General features: G+C 71.8%; 14 protein-coding genes. 8 read left to right on the forward strand and 6 right to left on the reverse strand.

The features are described 5' to 3' along the window. Positions 1 to 9: 9 nt before the first annotated feature. The 3 genes from M4V62_RS31285 to M4V62_RS31295 are packed head-to-tail and all read left to right on the forward strand — an operon-like array spanning position 10 to position 4108. Entirely contained in the window at positions 10 to 1377 is a 1368-nt protein-coding gene (locus M4V62_RS31285) for a M20/M25/M40 family metallo-hydrolase (RefSeq protein ID WP_249590545.1), read from the forward strand. Then, on the forward strand, positions 1374 to 2900 hold the full coding sequence (locus M4V62_RS31290; RefSeq protein ID WP_249590546.1) for a YfcC family protein: 1527 nt from the start codon (positions 1374 to 1376) through the stop codon (positions 2898 to 2900). Before M4V62_RS31285 ends, M4V62_RS31290 begins: the two co-directional genes overlap by 4 nt. After that, positions 2897 to 4108, forward strand: a complete 1212-nt coding sequence (locus tag M4V62_RS31295) for an MFS transporter (protein WP_249590547.1) — start codon at positions 2897 to 2899, stop codon at positions 4106 to 4108. The genes M4V62_RS31290 and M4V62_RS31295 overlap by 4 nt, the downstream gene beginning before the upstream one ends. A gap of 108 nt (positions 4109 to 4216) precedes the next feature. Here the strand turns inward: M4V62_RS31295 and M4V62_RS31300 are convergent, their stop codons facing one another. Next, a complete protein-coding gene (locus tag M4V62_RS31300; RefSeq protein ID WP_425575310.1) occupies positions 4217 to 4873 on the reverse strand; it encodes a GntR family transcriptional regulator in 657 nt (218 codons plus the stop codon). 168 nt (positions 4874 to 5041) lie between these two features. On the opposite strand from M4V62_RS31300, the gene M4V62_RS31305 reads away from it, so the two are divergent. The 3 genes from M4V62_RS31305 to M4V62_RS31315 all read left to right on the forward strand — a co-directional run bounded on the left by M4V62_RS31305 (position 5042) and on the right by M4V62_RS31315 (position 8415). Then, entirely contained in the window at positions 5042 to 6511 is a 1470-nt protein-coding gene (locus tag M4V62_RS31305) for an NCS1 family nucleobase:cation symporter-1 (protein ID WP_249590549.1), read from the forward strand. Next, positions 6511 to 7227: an aspartate/glutamate racemase family protein gene (locus M4V62_RS31310; protein WP_249590550.1), complete on the forward strand. Its 717-nt coding sequence runs from the start codon at positions 6511 to 6513 to the stop codon at positions 7225 to 7227. The genes M4V62_RS31305 and M4V62_RS31310 overlap by 1 nt, the downstream gene beginning before the upstream one ends. Before the next feature lie 117 nt (positions 7228 to 7344). After that, positions 7345 to 8415 carry a glycoside hydrolase family 6 protein gene (locus tag M4V62_RS31315; protein WP_249590551.1) on the forward strand — a complete coding sequence of 357 codons (1071 nt, stop codon included), beginning with the start codon at positions 7345 to 7347 and terminating at the stop codon, positions 8413 to 8415. Between the two features lie 47 nt (positions 8416 to 8462). On the opposite strand, the gene M4V62_RS31320 is transcribed toward M4V62_RS31315, so the two are convergent. The 5 genes from M4V62_RS31320 to M4V62_RS31340 all read right to left on the reverse strand — a co-directional run bounded on the left by M4V62_RS31320 (position 8463) and on the right by M4V62_RS31340 (position 13504). Next, positions 8463 to 8873, reverse strand: coding sequence for a RidA family protein (locus M4V62_RS31320; RefSeq protein ID WP_249590552.1), 411 nt, complete (start codon positions 8871 to 8873; stop codon positions 8463 to 8465). 104 nt (positions 8874 to 8977) lie between these two features. Continuing rightward, positions 8978 to 10018 carry a TolB family protein gene (locus M4V62_RS31325; RefSeq protein ID WP_249590553.1) on the reverse strand — a complete coding sequence of 347 codons (1041 nt, stop codon included), beginning with the start codon at positions 10016 to 10018 and terminating at the stop codon, positions 8978 to 8980. Then, complete coding sequence (locus tag M4V62_RS31330) at positions 10015 to 11316, reverse strand: MFS transporter (protein ID WP_249590554.1); 1302 nt, start codon at positions 11314 to 11316, stop codon at positions 10015 to 10017. Before M4V62_RS31330 ends, M4V62_RS31325 begins: the two co-directional genes overlap by 4 nt. Positions 11317 to 11325: 9 nt before the next feature. Continuing rightward, positions 11326 to 12282, reverse strand: a complete 957-nt coding sequence (locus tag M4V62_RS31335; RefSeq protein ID WP_249590555.1) for a metallophosphoesterase family protein — start codon at positions 12280 to 12282, stop codon at positions 11326 to 11328. Positions 12283 to 12628: 346 nt separating this feature from the next. Then, on the reverse strand, positions 12629 to 13504 hold the full coding sequence (locus M4V62_RS31340) for a hypothetical protein (protein ID WP_249590556.1): 876 nt from the start codon (positions 13502 to 13504) through the stop codon (positions 12629 to 12631). Here M4V62_RS31340 and M4V62_RS31345 point away from each other — a divergent pair. Together M4V62_RS31345 and M4V62_RS31350 are read left to right on the forward strand one after the other, a co-directional pair. Further along, entirely contained in the window at positions 13406 to 16255 is a 2850-nt protein-coding gene (locus tag M4V62_RS31345) for a DEAD/DEAH box helicase (protein WP_249590557.1), read from the forward strand. The genes M4V62_RS31340 and M4V62_RS31345 overlap by 99 nt on opposite strands. Before the next feature lie 41 nt (positions 16256 to 16296). Continuing rightward, complete coding sequence (locus M4V62_RS31350) at positions 16297 to 17604, forward strand: SWIM zinc finger family protein (protein ID WP_425575314.1); 1308 nt, start codon at positions 16297 to 16299, stop codon at positions 17602 to 17604. Positions 17605 to 17640: the final 36 nt, after the last annotated feature.

The following is a 17640-nucleotide window of genomic DNA, read 5'->3' on the forward strand; positions in this document are numbered from 1 at the left end:
GTGCCGCCTATGAAGCTCGAAGCCACCGTCGATGACCTGATGGACACGTTGCGCGCCGACCTCGAACGGCTCGCCGCGATCCCCTCGATCGCCTTCCCCGGCTTCCCGGCCGCACCGGTGCAGGAGGCGCACGACCTGCTGGTCGAGCTGTTGCGGGGAGCGGGGGTGCCGACCGTCGAACGGCTCGATCTGCCGGACACCTCACCCGTGATCTACGGGGAGATCCCACCGCCGACCCCCGACGCTCCGACGGTGCTGCTCTACGGCCACTACGACGTCCAGCCGCCCGGCGACGAGAGCCTGTGGAAGTCGCCGCCCTTCGAGCCGACCCCGATCGAGGGGGGCCTGCGGGCCCGGGGCATCGCGGACGACAAGTCCAACGTCATCGCGCACCTGGGCATGCTGCGGGCCTACGGCGGCAGGCCACCCGTCGGCATCAAGATCGTCATCGAGGGCCAGGAGGAGTACGGCAGCGCCTTCGACGACTATCCGCCCACCGACCCGGAGCGGTTCGCCTGCGACGCCATGGTGGTCGCCGACCTCGGAAACCTCCGGCCCGGCACCCCCACCCTCACCACCGCCCTGCGCGGCGCGTCCGAAGTGGTCGTCGAGGTGCGCACCCTCGACGAGCCGCGGCACAGCGGGGAGTTCGGGGGCGCGGCGCCCGACGCGCTGCTCGTGCTCCTCAAGGCCCTGGCCACCCTGCACGACGTACACGGGGACGTGGCTGTGGAGGGGCTGCGGCGCGAGGACTGGAGCGGCACGAGCTACACCGAGGAGGAGTTCCGCTCGCTCGCCGGTGTGCGCGAGGGGGTGCCGCTCATCGGCAGCGGCAGCCTGGGCGAGCGGCTCTGGAGCGGCCCGGCGATCACGGTGATCGGCCTGGACGCGCCGAGCGTCGAACATGCCGCTTCGGCCGTCGTGCCGTATGCACGCGCCAAGTTGAACCTCCGCTTCCACCCCCGTCAGGACGCGAAGGAGGCGCAGGCCAAGCTGGTCGACCACCTGCGCTCGCTCACCCCCTTCGGCGTCCCCCTCACCGTCACGCCCGGCGACACGGGCCCCGGCTACGAGGCGCCCACCGGCGGCCCCGCCTACCGCGCCGCCCGCGCCGCGCTCAAGGAGGCCTGGGGCGAGGACGCCTCGTTCGTGGCGACCGGCGGCTCCATCCCCCTGGTCAACGGCCTCGCGAAGGCGGCACCCGGCGCCGAGGTCCTGCTCTTCGGCGCCCAGGACAGCATGTGCAATCTGCACGCCCCGAACGAACGTGTGCTCTTCTCCGAGCTGCGCAACACGGTCGTCGCCATGGCCGCGTTCGTGCGGGAGTACGCGGCCGACTTCGAAGGATCCGATGGCGCCACGGAGCGCCGCGCATGAGCACCACCGCGACCGATCCCGGCACCGAAGAGCCGCAGCGCAAACGGAAGTTCACCTTCCCCAGCGCCCTGACCATCCTCGCGATCGTCACCGTCGGCGTCTGGCTGCTCGCCTTCCTCATCCCCTCCGGCGCCTACGACCGCAACGCCGACGGCGCCCCCGTCGAGGGCAGCTACCACCGCGTCGACTCCGGCCAGACCTTCGTCGACCGGCTCAACGACCTCTTCCTCGCCCCGGTCAACGGCCTGTACGGCATCCAGGACGAGAAGTCGGGCGTCGTCGGGCCCGACATGGCCGGTGAGCTGTACGGCAGCGCGGGTGTGTTCCTGTTCGTGCTCGCCATCGGCGCGTTCATCACCGTCGTCTTCGCCACCGGCGCCCTCGACCGCGGCATCGGCCGCCTCGCCCACCGCCTTCGCGACCGCGGCGCGATGCTGATCGCGGGCGTGATGCTCGTCTTCTCCGTCCTCGGCACGGTCGAGGGATTCGCGGAGGAGACACTCGGCTTCTACGGCCTGATCGTGCCCCTGATGCTCGCCCTCGGCTACGACCGGATGGTCGCGGTCGGCGCGATCATCCTGGGGGCCGGGATCGGCGTGCTCTGCTCGACGGTCAACCCGTTCGCCACCGGAGTCGCCTCCTCCGCCGCCGACATCTCGCTCGGCGACGGCATCGTGCTGCGGTTCGTGATGTGGATCGTCCTGACCGCGGTCACCATCGCCTACGTCATCCGCTACGCGAAGCGCGTACAGAAGAACCCGGACCGCTCCCTCAGCGGCTTCCTGCCCGGCGACCGCGAGCAGACCGCCGCCGACGCGGGCGAGGTGCCGGAGCTGACGCGCCTGCACAAGTCCGTGCTCGTCCTGGTGGCTCTTGTCTTCGCCTTCATGATCTTCTCCGTGGTGCCCTGGGCGAGCGCGCTCACGGGCAAGGCGGACGCGAAGCCGTACGGCTTCGAACTCGGCTGGTCCTTCCCGCAGTTGGCGGCGCTCTTCTTCTGCGCTGCCGTGCTCGTCGGGTGCGTGGCGCGGATGGGGGAGCAGAAGCTCAGCTCGACGATCATCCAGGGCGCGGCCGACTTCATCTCGCCCGCCCTGGTCATCGTGCTCGCGCGCGGCGTCACGGTGATCATGAACAACTCGAAGGTCACGGACACCGTCCTGCACTCCATCGAGGGCGTGGTGAAGGGGACGTCCTCCGGGCTCTTCGCGATCATCGTCTTCGTCGTGAACCTGCCGCTGGCCTTCCTGATCCCCTCCACGTCCGGCCACGCGACCCTCGCCATGCCGATCCTGGCCCCGCTCGCCGACTTCGCCGGGGTCTCGCGCTCGGTCGTCGTCACGGCGTGGCAGGCCGCGAGCGGCTGGATGAACCTGTGGGTGCCGACCACCGCCGTGACCATCGGTGGCGTCGCGCTCGCGAAAGTCGGCTACGACAAGTACCTGCGCTTCGTCTGGCCGCTGCTCGCCATCCTTTTCCTGCTGATCTGCGTCTTCGTGGCGCTCGGAGCGGTGATGACATGACGCATTCCTCAACTGCCGAGGCCAAGAGTGCCGCGGCCAGGCCGTCGGCGGCCGCCTACCGCAATCTCGCCGTGGCCACGGTCGGGTTCACGCTCACCTTCTGGGCGTGGGACCTCATCGCGCCGCTCGGCAGCGACTTCGGCGACCGGCTCGGGCTCACGTCGTTCGCGCAGTCCCTGCTGGTCGCCGTGCCGGTCATCGTCGGCTCGCTCGGCCGCGTCCCGGTCGGCGCGCTCACCGACCGCTACGGCGCCAAGCTGATGTTCCCGCTGATCTCGGCACTCACGATCGTGCCGGTGCTGCTGATCATTCCGGCCAAGGACAACTTCGTCGCGATGCTCGCGGTCGGCTTCCTGCTCGGCCTCGGCGGAACGACCTTCGCCATCGGCATCCCGCTGGTCAACTCCTGGTTCCCGCCCGCGCACCGCGGCTTCGCCCTTGGTGTCTTCGGGATGGGCATGGGAGGCGTGGCGCTCTCCGGGTACTTCACGCCGCGGATCGCCAAGCACGGCGAGAACCTGCCGTTCCTGGTCGTGGCGATCGCGCTCGCTGCGTACGCGGTGCTCGCGGCCCTCCTGATCACCGACCGCCCCGACCGGCCGGTCCCGACGAGCCCGCTCGCGACCCGCCTCGGGGAGGCCGGACGGCTGCGGGTGACGTGGGAGCTGTCCGCGCTGTACGCGATCGGGTTCGGCGGCATCGTGGCCTTCGGGGTCTATCTGCCCACGTACCTGAAGACCTGGTACGACCTCTCGCCCACGGAAGCGGGCACGAAGGCGGCCGGCTTCGCACTGGTCACCGTCATCTTCCGCCCCATCGGCGGCTGGCTCTCCGACCGGATCCACCCGGCGACGGTCACCTCGTGCGCGCTGTCCGTCGTCGCGGTCTTCGCCATCGTGCAGGCCTTCGAACCGTCGCTGAATCCGGGCGGCACGATCTGCTTCCTCGCCATGGCGGCGGGCCTCGGCACGGCGAGCGGCAGCGTCTTCGCACTCGTCTCGCAGGTGACGCCACAGGCCCAGGTCGGATCGGTGACAGGGATCGTCGGGGCGGTCGGAGGCCTGGGAGGCTTCGTCCCGCCGCTGGTCATGGGCGCGATCTACAGCGCGAAGGACTCGTACTCGATCGGGTTCATGCTGCTCTCGGACCTGGCGCTCGCGGGGTGCGTGTACGCGTACGGGCGGATGCGGGGGCTGCGGGCCGGGTAGCGGGTGGGCTCGTGGGGGAACCGCGTCCTCAAACGTTGGACGGGCTGGAATGTCCAGCCCGTCCGGCGTTTGAGGACATCTTGTGTGTAGTGGGGGGGTGTGGGGGGACTAGTCCTCTTCTTCGCCGAAGAGATGCCGCACCGTGGACCGGTAATTGGTCCGAACGTGGGCCAGCGCCACGTCCCGCGCGCGTCCCGCATCCCCCGAGGCCACCGCCTCGTACAACTCCCGGTGCTCCGCCAGCAGATGCGTCCACTCCTCGTTCCGCCGCGTCATCCACCGCAGCCGTCCGTCCACCGGCTCCATGACCGACGTCAGCAGACCGTTCCCCGCCATCGCAAGGAGGCGGTCGTGGAAGCGCGTGTTGATGTCCGTGATCGCCTCCCCGTCCGCCGTGCGCGTCGCCTTCGCGGCGCTGTCGAGCAGCGCGGACAGCTCCGCGAGGCCCTCCTCCGTGGCCCGTTCCGCCGCGCGCCCCGCCGCGAACACCTCCAACGCCTCGCGCAGTTCGAAGAGTTCGGTCACATCGGTGCGGGTCAGGCGGCGCACCACGGTCCTGCGTGGCGTCTCGAAGGTGACGAAGCCCTCGGCGACCAGGGCCCGGATCGCCTCGCGGACCGGCACCCTGGACACGCCAAGGCGCTCGGCCACCTCCCGTTCGACCAGGCGGTCCCCGGGGCCGAGGCGTCCGGCGATGATCTCCTGCCGCAATGCGGCGAGCACGCGTTCGCGTACGGCGGCCAGCGGCTGCTCCACGGTCGTCATGGAGTCCATCATTGCCGAACCCCGCTTCGATTTACCGATTCGTAACCGTACGGACATTGCCGGGCGCCGTCGGGAGCGGGAGCATGACGGAATCTTTGGTATACCAAACTTTGGTATACCAAAGCGGCCGCACCTCCGTCCCCCGCAGGTTCCCTCGCAGGAGGCCCCGTGTCCCTCACCCAGCGCGCCGACGCCCCAGGCGCCGCAACCGACTTCGTGCCCGATCCCCGCCTCACCAACGAAGACCTCGCCCCCTCCACCGAACGCAAGTGGAAGGTCTTCGACCTCTTCGCCCTGTGGATGTCCGACGTCCACAACCTCGGCAACTACACCTTCGCGGCCGGTCTCCTGGTCCTCGGCCTCAACGTCTGGCAGATCTTCACCTCCCTCCTCGTCGGCTTCGTGCTCATCTACGTCGGGATGAACATGATGGGGCGCATAGGCCAGCGCCACGGCGTGCCGTTCCCCGTCGTCAGCCGCATCAGCTTCGGCGTCTGGGGCGCCAACATCCCCGCCCTGATCCGGGCCGTCATCGCCATCATGTGGTACGGAATCCAGACCTATCTGGCCTCCATCGCGGTCAACGTGATGCTGATCGCCGCCTTCCCGAGCTTGGACTCGTGGACCGAGCACTCCTTCCTCGGCCTGCATGCCCTCGGCTGGTGTTCGTTCGTCGCCCTCTGGCTCGTGCAGGGGCTGATCATGACCCGAGGCATGGAATCCGTACGGAAGTTCCAGGACTTCTGCGGGCCCGCCATCTGGGTCGTGATGATCGCGCTCGCCGTGTGGATCCTCTGGAAGGCCGGCTGGACCATCTCGCTCACCAGCACCCCCAACCCGGTCTCCACCGGCGAGCAGGTGCGGCAGTGGTTCGGCGCCATCGGTCTCATCCTCGCCACCTACGGCACGCTGATGCTCAACTTCTGCGACTTCTCGCGCTTCGCCCCCGACTACCGCACCGTCAAGCGCGGCAACTTCTGGGGCCTGCCCATCAACTCCACGGCGTTCGTGATCCTCTCCGTCATCGTCACCGCGGGCAGCCTGGAGGTCTTCGGCAAGGCCATCACCGACCCCGCCGAACTGGTCGCCGAGATCGGCAACACCTGGGTGCTCATCTTCGGGGCGCTCACCTTCGCCGTCGCCACGATGGGCGTGAACATCGTGGCCAACTTCGTCTCGCCCGCGTACGACCTCGCCAATGTCTGGCCGCAGAAGATCACCTTCAAGATCGGCGGAATCATCTCCACGGTCGCCGCGCTGCTCGTCACGCCGTGGAACCTCTACTCCAACCCGACCGTCGTGAACTACTTCCTGGGCGGCCTCGGCGCCTTCCTCGGGCCGCTGTTCGGGATCATTGCGGTCGACTACTTCTGGGTGAAGCGCGGGCGCATCGACGCCGAAGCTCTCTTCAAGGCCGAGCCGGGATCGCCGTACTACTACAAGAAGGGCGTCAACCCGAAGGCGCTCGCGGCCTTCGTGCCGACGGCGGGCTTCGCGGCCGTGTGTGCGCTCGTGCCGTTCTTCGACTACGTCGCTCCGTACTCCTGGTTCATCGGGACGGCCACCGCCGCGCTGCTCTACGCCGTGCTGTGCCGTGCCGAGCGGACCGCGGCGCTCACGGACGCGGTGGAGGGCTAGTGCGCATCGTCGTCATCAACTGCAACACGACCCGGGCGATGACCGAGGAGATCGTGGCGGGCGCGCGGGACGCCGCCGCCCCCGGGACCTCCATCGTCGGGCTCACCCCCGCCTGGGGGCCGGAGTCCGCCGAGGGGTGGCTCGACAGCTATCTCTCGGCGGCCGCCGTCCTCGACACCCTGCGCGGACACGAGGAGCCGTACGACGCCGTGGTCATGGCCGGGTTCGGCGAGCACGGGCGCGAGGGCGCCCGGGAACTCCTCGACGTGCCCGTCGTCGACATCACCGAGGCCGCCGCGCATCTGGCCTGCCTCCTCGGCCGGCGGTACGGGGTCGTCACCACCCTCGACCGGGCGCGCGGCCAGATCGAGGACAGCCTGCACGCGGCCGGCGTCGCGCAGAACTGTGCCGCCGTGGTGGGGACCGGGCTCGGCGTCCTGGACCTCGGGGACTCCGAGGTCACCGTCCGCGCCTTTCTCGCCGCGGCCGAGCGGGCCCGCGACGCGGGGGCCGAGGTCCTGGTGCTCGGCTGTGCCGGGATGACCGGGCTCCAGGAGAAGGTCGGGGCCGCGCTGGACATGCCGGTGGTCGACGGCGTGGCCGCCGCGGTGAAGCTCGCCGAGTCGCTCGTCGGGCTCGGCCTGACCACGAGCCGCGCCGGTGGCTACGCCAAACCCCTGCCGAAGGCACGGACTTGGGCGCCGCCGTCGGAGTGATTCTTCGGGTGATCTGCCGCCCGACCGGCGGCGTACGAGGCCTTGCGGGGGCCGGGCGACCGCAGACTCCGGGGAACGCGCCGGGACCGTCCGGTGCCGAGCAACTGGAGGTGCCCGGTGTCGCAGCCGCCCTTCCGATCACCTGAGCGTGGCCGTCCCCGCATCGCCCGTCCCCGCCTCGGTCGTCCCCGCCTTGCCCGGGTCTTCGCCGCCGCGCTGCTCCTGGGCGCGGCGGCGTCCGGCGCGGTGTCCCAGGGTGCGGCCGACAGCACCGCGTACGCCGCTGCACACGCGAGGAGTGATGCCCCGGGGCCCACCTTCTGGGTCGACCCGGACAGCGCCGCCGCCCACCAGGTCACCGCATGGCGACGGCAGGGCAGGACCGCTGACGCCCGCCTCGTCGAACGCATCGCGGGACGCCCCCAGGCCGTCTGGCTGCACGGTCCGGGGCCCGGTCCCGTGGTCCGCGCGGCCACGGAAGCGGCGACCGCGCAGCGGCGCACCGCGGTGCTCGTCGCGTACTTCATCCCGCACCGCGACTGCGGTGACTACTCCGGAGGTGGGGCCGCGACCGCGGCGGAGTACCGGGGGTGGATCGACGAGTTCGCCGCGGGCATCGGGGAGCGCGCCGCGTACGTCATCGTCGAACCGGACGCCGTGGCGCAGAAGATCGCGGGCTGCGCGAAGGCCGACGCCCGCGAGCGGTACGGGCTCCTCGCCTACGCCGTCGAGCGGATCAAGGCGCGCCCGCACACCAAGGTCTATCTCGACGCGGGCAACGCCGGCTGGATCCCCGCCGAGAACCGGCTTGTGGCCCCGCTGCGGCAGGCCGGGATCGCGGGGGCCGACGGCTTCGCCATCAACGTGTCCAACTACCAGACGAACGCGGTGAGTTCGGAGTACGGGCACCGCCTGGCCAGAGCGCTCGGCGGCGCCAAGCACTTCGTCGTCGACAGCAGCCGTAACGGCAACGGCCCCTACACGGGCGGCGGCGAGGAGGCCTGGTGCAACCCGCCGGGCCGCGCCCTCGGCACCCCGCCCACCAGCGCCACCGGCGACCCCGCGCTCGACGCCTACCTGTGGATCAAGCGGCCCGGCGAGTCCGACGGAACCTGCCGGGGCGGGCCGAGGGCGGGGCAGTGGTGGCCGCAGTACGCGCTGGGGCTTGCGAGCAGGGCGCGGGGCTGAGTCGCTGCGGGGGCACGGCCTTGGTCACTCCGGGACCACAGTCGCCGCTACTCCGGAACCACGGCCGTGGCGGTGATCTCCACCAGCTGGCCGGTGTAGCCGAGGCATGTCGTGCCAAGGAGTGTCGAGGTGTGCGGGCCCTTCGCGAGCAGGTCGGAGGCGCGGACGACCTCCCATGCCTCGCTCAGCGGGCCGGGCTCGTCGCTCACGACGTACACCGTGCTGGCCACCACCTGCGTCAGGTCGCTGCCGATCGCGCGCAGGGCCTCGTCGAGGTTGGCGATGACCTGCTCGGTCTGGCGGACCACGTCCCCCTCCCCGACGAGATTCCCCTCGGGGTCGAGCGGCACCGAGCCCGCCATGAAGGCGAGCTTGGTGCCGGCCTCGACGAGGGCGGCGTGGGCGTATCCGGGCGGCGGGAAGAGGGTGGGCACGACGGTGCGGTGAGTGGTGGTCATGGGGCCGATCCTGCGGCAGGCGGGCGGTGGTGTGCATCCGATTTCCGCCCGGGGTGCCGCCCGGGGTGCCGCTGCGGGGGTGTCAGCGCACTGCCGTGGGCGTATCAGCGCACTGCCGCCGGTGAAGTCCCGCCTCGTACCGTCAAGTTCGGCGCCCCCTTCCCGTCCGCCCGCGTCGTCCAGATGTCCTGCTTCCTGCCCTCCGCGCCCGGCAGGGCGTACGCCACGGTGTCGTCGTCCAGCCATGCGGCCTGGTCGTCGACGTTGCGGGTCTCGGCGAGGGGGCGTTCGCGCATCGTGCGCAGGTCGAGGACGTACAGGCGCCAGGGGTCCGAACTCCCCTTTCGTACGCGCTTCTTGAACGCCAGGCGTGTGTTGTCGGGGGAGAGCGAGGGGCACTCCACGTTCGTGCGCAGGGTTCGGGCCGCCCACTTCTTCATGTCGCCCTGGACCAGGTACGTCTTGCCCTTGGTCGAGACGGTCGCGTAGAAGCGGTTGTCGCCCTCGGCGAAGGTGACGCCCCAGTAGTTGACGTCGGGGGAGTGGTAGCGGCGGCCGTCGAGGGTGAGGGGGATCTCCTCCATGTTCTTGATCAAGTAGCCCGTGCGGGTGTCCAGGATCGAGGTGCGGGTGGAGAAGGAGGAGCCCGCGTACGAGTCCCCCGTCGCGAACATCGTCCAGGACAGCATCCGGCCCGACGCCGAGACCCGGGCCCGGTTGGGGATGCCGGTCAGTGCGATGCGGCGCTTCTCGCGCAACTGCCGGTCGAGGACGACTGCGTACGACTTGGGCGGGATTCCCGGGCGGCGCTGGAGGCAGAGCGCGGTGTCCGCGGCGGCGTAGAACCGCTCGCAGGAGGGGCCGCCCGTGGTGCGGCGGCCTTGGCCGAGTGCGCTGCCGGTCCGGGCCACGCGGCCCGCGCCCGATCCTGCGCTGGCACCCGTTCCCGCGCCCGCTTCCGTGTTGCGGAAGTACAGGTGACCCGCGTCGAGTGCGAACTCCGAGGTGGCGGCGGTCGGTTCGGCCCGGTCGGCTGCGCGCAGGGTGTAGGCGACGGCCACTGTCGCGAGGACGGCGGCGGCCGCGGCCACGGCGATGACGCGGGCGCGCAGGGAGAGCCTTGAGGGTGCGGTGTTCTGGGTCATGTCTGCCTTTCGTGGCGGGGGAGGAGCGCCGTCGCCCCCGCCAGTGCCGCCGTCAGCGCGAGCGCCGCGCAGGTCAGCGCGGGGCCGATGCCCCACAGCGTCCAGGCCGCGCCGAACCCGGCGGCCGCGACGAGGCGGGCCAGCGCCTGGCCCGTCTGGAGGACCGCCATGCCGCTGGCCCGCCGCCCCTGGGGAAGCACCGGCGTGGCGAGCGCCATCAGGACGCCGTCGGTGGCCGCGTAGAAGATGCCGAGGAGCAGGAGTACGCCGATGAGCAGGGCCCAGCCGTCGGCGGGGGAGAGCAGCAGGACGTATCCGCCGAGCAGCGCCACATGCCCGGCCAGGAAGGGGACGCGGCGGCCCGAGCGGTCGGCGATGCGCCCGGCGGGCACCGCGAGCAGCAGATAGACCGCGGCGGCGCCCAGCGGAAGGAGCGGGAACCAGCTCACCGCGAAGTCGAGCCGCCGCTGGAGGAGCAGGTAGAGGAAGGCGTCGCCGATGGTGGCGGCGCCGAGGAGGGAAGCGGCGCAGAGGATGCGCCGGAAAGCGGGGACGCGGAGGAGGTCAAGTGCCTTGAGGCGGATGCCTGTTGGGCCGCCCCTCTTCTCTGCGGGCGGCGCCGGGAGGCTTTCCCGACCCGGCACGAACGCGATCAGCATCAGGACTCCGAGCAGCCCGAAGCAGAAGCTGACCACGAACACGGCGTCGTACGCGTCCGCCGTCGCCCAGAGCAGTGCGAACGCGACGAGCGGCCCGAGCAGTGCGCCCGTCGTGTCCATCGCGCGGTGCACGCCGAACGCCTTGCCGAGGGCGTCCGGCGGGCTGCTGAGCGAGATGAGCGCGTCGCGCGGCGCGGTCCGTACGCCCTTGCCGATGCGGTCAGCGGCGAGCGCAGCGCCGATCCCGGCCGTGGCGCCGCCCGCGAGGAGCAGGCCGAGCCGGGAGAGCGCGGAGAGGGCGTAGCCGCCGCCGGCGACGAGCTTGTGCCGCCCGCCGCGGTCGGCGGCGTACCCGCCGAGGAGTCGTACGAACGCGGTCACGCCGTTGTAGAGGCCGTCCAGGAATCCGAACTGGAGCGGAGAGAGGCCGAGTTGGAGCACGAAGTAGAGCGGAAGGACTGCCGTGACCATCTCGGAGGAGATGTCGGTGACCAGGCTGACCGCGCCGAGGGCGAGGACGGGCCCTGCGACGCGGCGGCGCCTGGCCTTGGTTTTGGCAATGGACTTGGACTTGGGCTCGGCCTTGGCTTTGGCCTCGGCTTTGGCCTTCGCGACCGCGTCCGTTGACGCCAGATACATCTCGGCGACTCAGCGGCAGTTGTAGGACGGGCTGCTGTCCTTCGTCGCGCCGTCCGTGCCGACGAGGTTCCAGGAGAAGCCGGTGTCGGTGAAGTTCAGCTTCACCACGCCGTACGTCTTGGTGATCCGCTTCTGGCTGTTGGGCTGGACTTCCTCGATCTTGTACGGGTTGGCGCCGCCCATGCCGCCGAGCAGCTCGACGATGCCGTTGGCGTCGGCCTTGCCGTCCGGGTTCTGGGGCGCGAACCGCTCGTAGTGGTGGTCGTGGCCGTTCATGACCAGCTCGGCCTTGTTGGCGTACAGGAGTTTCCAGACGGGCCTGCTGACCGGGTCGTTGCCGTGCTCGCCCGAGGAGAAAAGGGGGTGGTGCCAGTAAGCGGCCACGCACTTCTTGGAGTTGGCGGCGAGGTCGGCCTTGAGCCAGTCGATCTGCGCCTTGTCGTCGAAGCTGTTGGAGTCGAGGGCGATGAAGTGCCAGTTGTCCTTGTCGTAGCTGTAGTAGCTCTCGCCCTTGGGGTAGGCGACGCTGCCGAAGTAGGACTTGTAGCCCTCCAGGGCGCCTTCCGGGTCGTACGTCTCGTGGTTGCCCGGCACCGGGCGCGTCTTGTCCTTGAACGCGCCCCAGCTGGTGTCGTAGTAGTCCTCGAAGTCCTGGAGCCGCGCGTCGTCGTACTGGTTGTCGCCCATGGTCATCACGAAGGACGGGTTGAGCTGCTTGACGAGCGCGGCGGTCTTGGGGTGGGCGCAGCCGCTGTCGCCCGAGGTGCACTGCTCGGCGATGTCTCCGGCGGCCACCGCGGTGAAGGCCGCTTTCGTGTCCTTGCCGCTCGGCGCGGCGTCGGCCTCGTCGGCCGGGGACCAGAGGAGGGTCCCACCGACGAGCGCGAGCGAGGCGCCCGCTGCCAGGGGGATGGCCCAACGGGCTTTGTTCGTACGGGAGTTCATGGCGCGGGGGGTGGGTGGCATGTCCGTCTCCTAGATCGGCGTGGGGGGCCGTGAACGGTGCGGAGGCCATTCGCAGGCATCTTGTCGATGCGTCATGTGCGCGTCAATAACTTCGGACGAACTATTGTTAGGAAAGTTTCCTACCAGCGCTCACCTGGCGGCGGCTGGCCTAGGGTGGCGTGCGGGAATGACGTGCGGGTGACTGAGGGTGAGCGAGGTGGTGAACGTGATGGTGGGGGCTTCCGCGGCTACGGCTAGGGCTACGGCTAGGGCTGCAGTCGTCGGCGTCGCCGCCGCCGCGCCTTCTGCCGGGCGGGTCGGCGAGCCCGTACGCTCCGAGCTCGTCCGCTCCTGTGCCGCCGTCTTCCTACCGGCCGAGGTGCCGAGGGAGGGGCGGGTCGCGTTCTGGGCGCCGGAGGGGAAACTCCCTGGTGAGGGCGAGTCTCCGGGGGAGGGTGAGCTTTCCGGCGGGCGCGGGGTGCCCGGCGGGGGTGAGCTTTCCGGCGGACGCGGGGTGCCCGGCGGGGGCGAGCTGCCCGGGGAGGGTGAGCTTCCGCGCGGGCGCGGGGTGCCCGGCGAGGGTCAGCTTCCCGGAGGCCGCGGGGTGCCGGGCGAGGGTGCGCTCCCCGGCGAGGGTGAGCTCCGCAGCGGGGGTGAGCTGCCCAGCGAGGGTCAGCTTCCGCGCGGGCGCGGGGTGCTCGGCGAGGGTGAGCTCTCCGGCGGACGCGGGGTGCCCGGCGAGGGGCAGCTTCCCGGAGGCCGCGGGGTGCCCGGAGAGGGTGAGCTCCCCGGTGAGGGTGAGCTCCCCGGCGAGGGTCAGCTTCAGCGCGGGCGCGGGGTGCCCGGCGAGGGGCAGCTTCCCGGCGGATGCGGAGTGCCCGGCGAGGGTGCGCTCCCCGGCGAGGGTGTGCTCCCCGGTGAGGGTGAGCTCCGCAGCGGGGGTGAGCTGCCCGGGGAGGGGCAGCTTCAGCGCGGGCGCGGGGTGCCCGGCGAGGGTGAGCTTTCCGGCGGGCGCGGGGTGCTCGGCGAGGGGCAGCTTCCCGGCGGATGCGGAGTGCCCGGCGAGGGTGCGCTCCCCGGCGAGGGTGAGCTCCGCAGCGGGGGTGAGCTGCCCAGCGAGGGTGAGCGCCCCGGCGCCCGCGGGGTGCCAGGTGGACGCGGGTCGGCAGGCGACGGCGTGCCCACCGGCGCGCGCGGGGTGCCCGGTGCCGTCGAGGGGGAGATCGCCGTCGTGCGCCCCCACGGCAAGGGCGTCCGCACGCGTACCGTCCCCGCACTGATCCTGCCGGTGGCCGAGGCCGCCGCGCTCCTGCTGCGCCCCGGGCCCGCGCACCCCGCCGTGGCGTGCTGGGCCGCCGCGGCCCGGCACGCCCTGCACCTGGCCGCGCGGGGCAGGCTGCTGCCCGGCCTGACCGGCGGCGACCTGGACGCGTGGCGGGCCGGTCCGCTGGACGCCGCCGACGTCACGCAGCTGCGGGCGATCGCCGCCGCGCTGCCGGCCGAGGCGCACGCCGTACCGCTGCCCGGCAGCAAGCCCCTCCTGCTCCCCGAGCCGCTCGCCCTCGTCAGGGCCTTCGTCGACGCGGTGGTGGACACCCTGCCGCGTACGCCCGCGGCGGCGCACGCGGTCGGCGCGCCCTTCGCGGCGCGGGAGCCGCAGCGGCTGCCGGCTGCGCGGGAGTGGGCCGCGGAGGTGGCGGCCGGGATGGACGCGGGGGTGCGGGTGTCGCTGCGGCTCGACCTGCAGGCGCACGAGGTGTTCGACGGTGCGTCGGCCGATGCACCCGAGGTACCTGATGTGTCTGATGCTGACTCCCGCGGTCAGGCGGGCGGCCCCCGCGAGAGCGTGGCGAGCCCGGCGGCGGCCGTAGTCCAGGTGCACAGCCTCGCCGACCCCACCCTCGTGGCGGACGCGTCCCAACTCTGGGCAGGCGCCGACCACTTCGGCCCCCGCGCCCGCGTCGACACGCTGCTCGCGGTGCGCCGCGCGGCCCGCGTATGGCCGCCGCTGACCCGCCTCCTTGAGCGCCCGCGACCCGACGTACTGCCGCTGAGTGAGGGGGAGTTGTACGAACTCCTCGGCACGGCGGCGACCAGGCTCGGCGCGGCGGGCGTGGCCGTGCACTGGCCCAGGGAGCTGACCCGCGGGCTGACCGCGACGGCCGTCGTACGCCCCGCGCCCGGCACGGCGGCCGACAACTTCGACTTCTTCAAGACCGAGCAACTGCTGGAATTCCGCTGGCAGCTGGCGCTGGGACCCGGCGACGGTAAAGGCGAAGGCGAAGGTGAGGGGGCCGGTGGCCCCCTCACCGAGGCGGAGATGGACATCCTGGCGGAGGCGCACCGCCCGGTCGTGCGCCTCCGTGACCAATGGGTCTTGGTCGACCCCGAACTCGTACGCAAGGCGCGCAAGCGGGATCTGGGCCTCCTGGACCCGGTGGACGCGCTGTCCGTCGCGCTGACCGGGGCGGCGGAGGTGGAGGGCGAGCGGGTCGAGGCGGTGCCGGTCGGCGCCCTGGCCAGGATGCGGGAACGCCTGACCGACGACCTGCGCCCGGTGGCCCAGCCCCCCGCTCTCGCGGCGACCCTCCGCGACTACCAGCTCCGGGGCCTGGCCTGGCTCGACCGCATGACATCGCTGGGCCTGGGCGGCTGCCTCGCCGACGACATGGGCCTCGGCAAGACGGTCACCCTGATCGCCCTCCATCTGCACCGGGCCCGCCCCGAGCCGACCCTGGTGGTCTGCCCGGCGTCGCTGCTCGGCAACTGGCAGCGGGAGATCGAGCGGTTCGCGCCAGGGGTGCCGGTGCGCCGCTTCCACGGCACGGGCCGAAGCCTCGACGGCGACCTGAAGGGCGGCTTCGTCCTGACGACGTACGGAACGATGCGTACGAGTGCGTCCGAACTGGCGGGCCAGGCCTGGGGTCTGGTGGTGGCGGACGAGGCGCAGCACGTCAAGAACCCGCACGCGGCGACGGCGAAGGCGCTGCGCACGATCCCCTCCCAGGCGAGGGTGGCGCTCACCGGCACCCCGGTCGAGAACAACCTCTCCGAACTCTGGGCCTTGCTGGACTGGACGACGCCGGGCCTGCTCGGCCCGCTCAAGTCGTTCCGCGCACGCCACGCCCGCCTGGTGGAGGGCGGCGAGTTCGCGGAGAACGACGAGGCGATGGAGCGCCTCGCCCGCCTGGTCCGCCCCTTCCTCCTGCGCCGCAAGAAGTCCGACCCGGGCATCGCCCCGGAACTCCCCCCGAAGACGGAGACGGACCACCCGGTCACGCTCACCCGCGAACAGGCGTCGCTCTACGAGGCGGTCGTACGCGAGACGCTCGCCCGCATCGAGGCCTCGGAGGGCATCGCGCGCAGGGGTCTGGTCATGAAGCTCCTCATGGCGCTGAAGCAGATCTGCAACCACCCGGCGCAGTACTTGAAGGACGGCGAGATCACGACGCGCGCGGGCCGCTCGCGCTCGGGGAAACTCGAACTCCTCGACGAACTCCTGGACACGATCCTGGCGGAGGACGGCGCGGTCCTGATCTTCACGCAGTACGTGGAGATGGCACGCCTCCTCGAGTCGCACCTGTCGCGGCGCGGCATCGGCACCCAACTCCTGCACGGGGGTACGCCGGTTCCGCGCAGGGAGGAGATGGTGGACCGCTTCCAGTCGGGTGAGGCCCCGGTATTCCTCCTCTCCCTGAAGGCGGCGGGCACGGGCCTGAACCTCACCCGGGCGGGCCACGTCATCCACTACGACCGCTGGTGGAACCCGGCGGTGGAGGAGCAGGCCACGGACCGCGCCTACCGCATCGGCCAGACGCAGCCGGTCCAGGTCCACCGCCTCATCGCGGAGGGCACGGTGGAGGACCGCATCGCCGAACTCCTGGCGGCGAAGCAGGCGTTGGCGGACGCGGTGCTCGGCGGCGGCGAGGCGGCACTGACGGAACTCACGGATGTGGAGCTGGCGGACCTGGTGTCGTTGCGGAGGGTGTCGTGAGGGGCGGGGGACGCGGCTCGGGCGGCGCCGGCCGCACCGGTATGCCCCCCGCGGGCCGGGGCGCCAGCCGAACCGGAATGACCCCCGCGGGCCGGGGCGCCAGCCGCGTCTTCCCTCCACTTCCTCAACACCCCAACCCCCAGGCGCCGTTCGCGACCTCCTGGTGGGGCAACGCGTGGATCGGCGCGTTGGAGGGGACATCGCTCGACGCGGGTCGCCTCGCGCGGGGGCGGGCCTACGCCCGTGAGGGCCACGTCGACACGATCACGGTCGCGCCGGGCCGCATCGTGGCGTACGTACACGGCAGTCGCCCCCGCCCCTACCGCGCAGAGATCCGCATGCGCACGCTCACACCGGAGGACTGGGACAACTTCCTGGACGCGGTGGCCACGGAACCCGCCCACATCGCGGCGCTCCTGGACAAGGACATGCCGCACGCGCTGGTGGACGCTGCGGAACGAGCCGGGGTCCAACTGCTCCCCGGACCGGGCGACTTGGTCCCGTCCTGCACTTGCCCGGACCACGGCCGCCCCTGCAAGCACGCGGCAGCGCTCACCTACCAGACGGCCAGGCTGCTGGACGCGGACCCCTTCGTACTCCTCCTCCTGCGAGGCGGAGACGAACAGGCGCTCCTCGACGAACTGGCCCAGCGCAACGCACACCAGGCGGCCCGCGAACAGTCCGCCACGGCACAGGGCGAGACCGCCGAGGCGCTCCCCGGCACCCTGGCCCGAGACGTCCTGGCCACGGAGTACCGCCCACCGCTGCCACCCCCACTCGCACCGCCGCCGCACCCGGGCGAACCGCCACTCCTGCCCTCCCTCCCGGGCGCCCCCAACCCCACATCCCTGGAGTTCCTGGCCACGGACACGGCGAACCGGGCCCACGCGTACTTGACCACCGGCGCGGACCCCTTCTCCACGGCCGACCCCTGGCACGACGCGGTCCGCCTGGCGGCATCGCACCCAGGCCTGACGGGCCGCCGCAGCTTCAGCCGTCAATTCGCCGAACTGGCAAGGTCGGTGGACCGCACCCCCACGGACCTCGCCCGCGCGGCAGCGGCCTGGCGCCAGGGCGGAGAGGAGGGCCTGTCAGTCCTGGAATCCCCCTGGGACCCCCCGGCGGGCCCCTTCGACCGAGCGAGAGGCGCCCTGATCACGGCAGACCTCCCCCGCATGACGATCCACCACAACCACCTCACGAACGCCTCCGGCTCCCTGCAACTGCGATACGGGAGAGACGGCCGCTGGTACCCGTACCGGAGCGAGGCGGGGCGGGACGAGTGGTGGCCGGAGGGGGAGGCGGATGTGGATCCGGTGGGGGCGGTGGCGGGGATGATCGGGTCCTGACCGCCAGGAGGCCCGCCCGTCACCGCCCCGGACGTC

The organism is Streptomyces durmitorensis (assembly GCF_023498005.1).
GTDB classification, from domain to species: Bacteria; Actinomycetota; Actinomycetes; order Streptomycetales; family Streptomycetaceae; genus Streptomyces; species Streptomyces durmitorensis.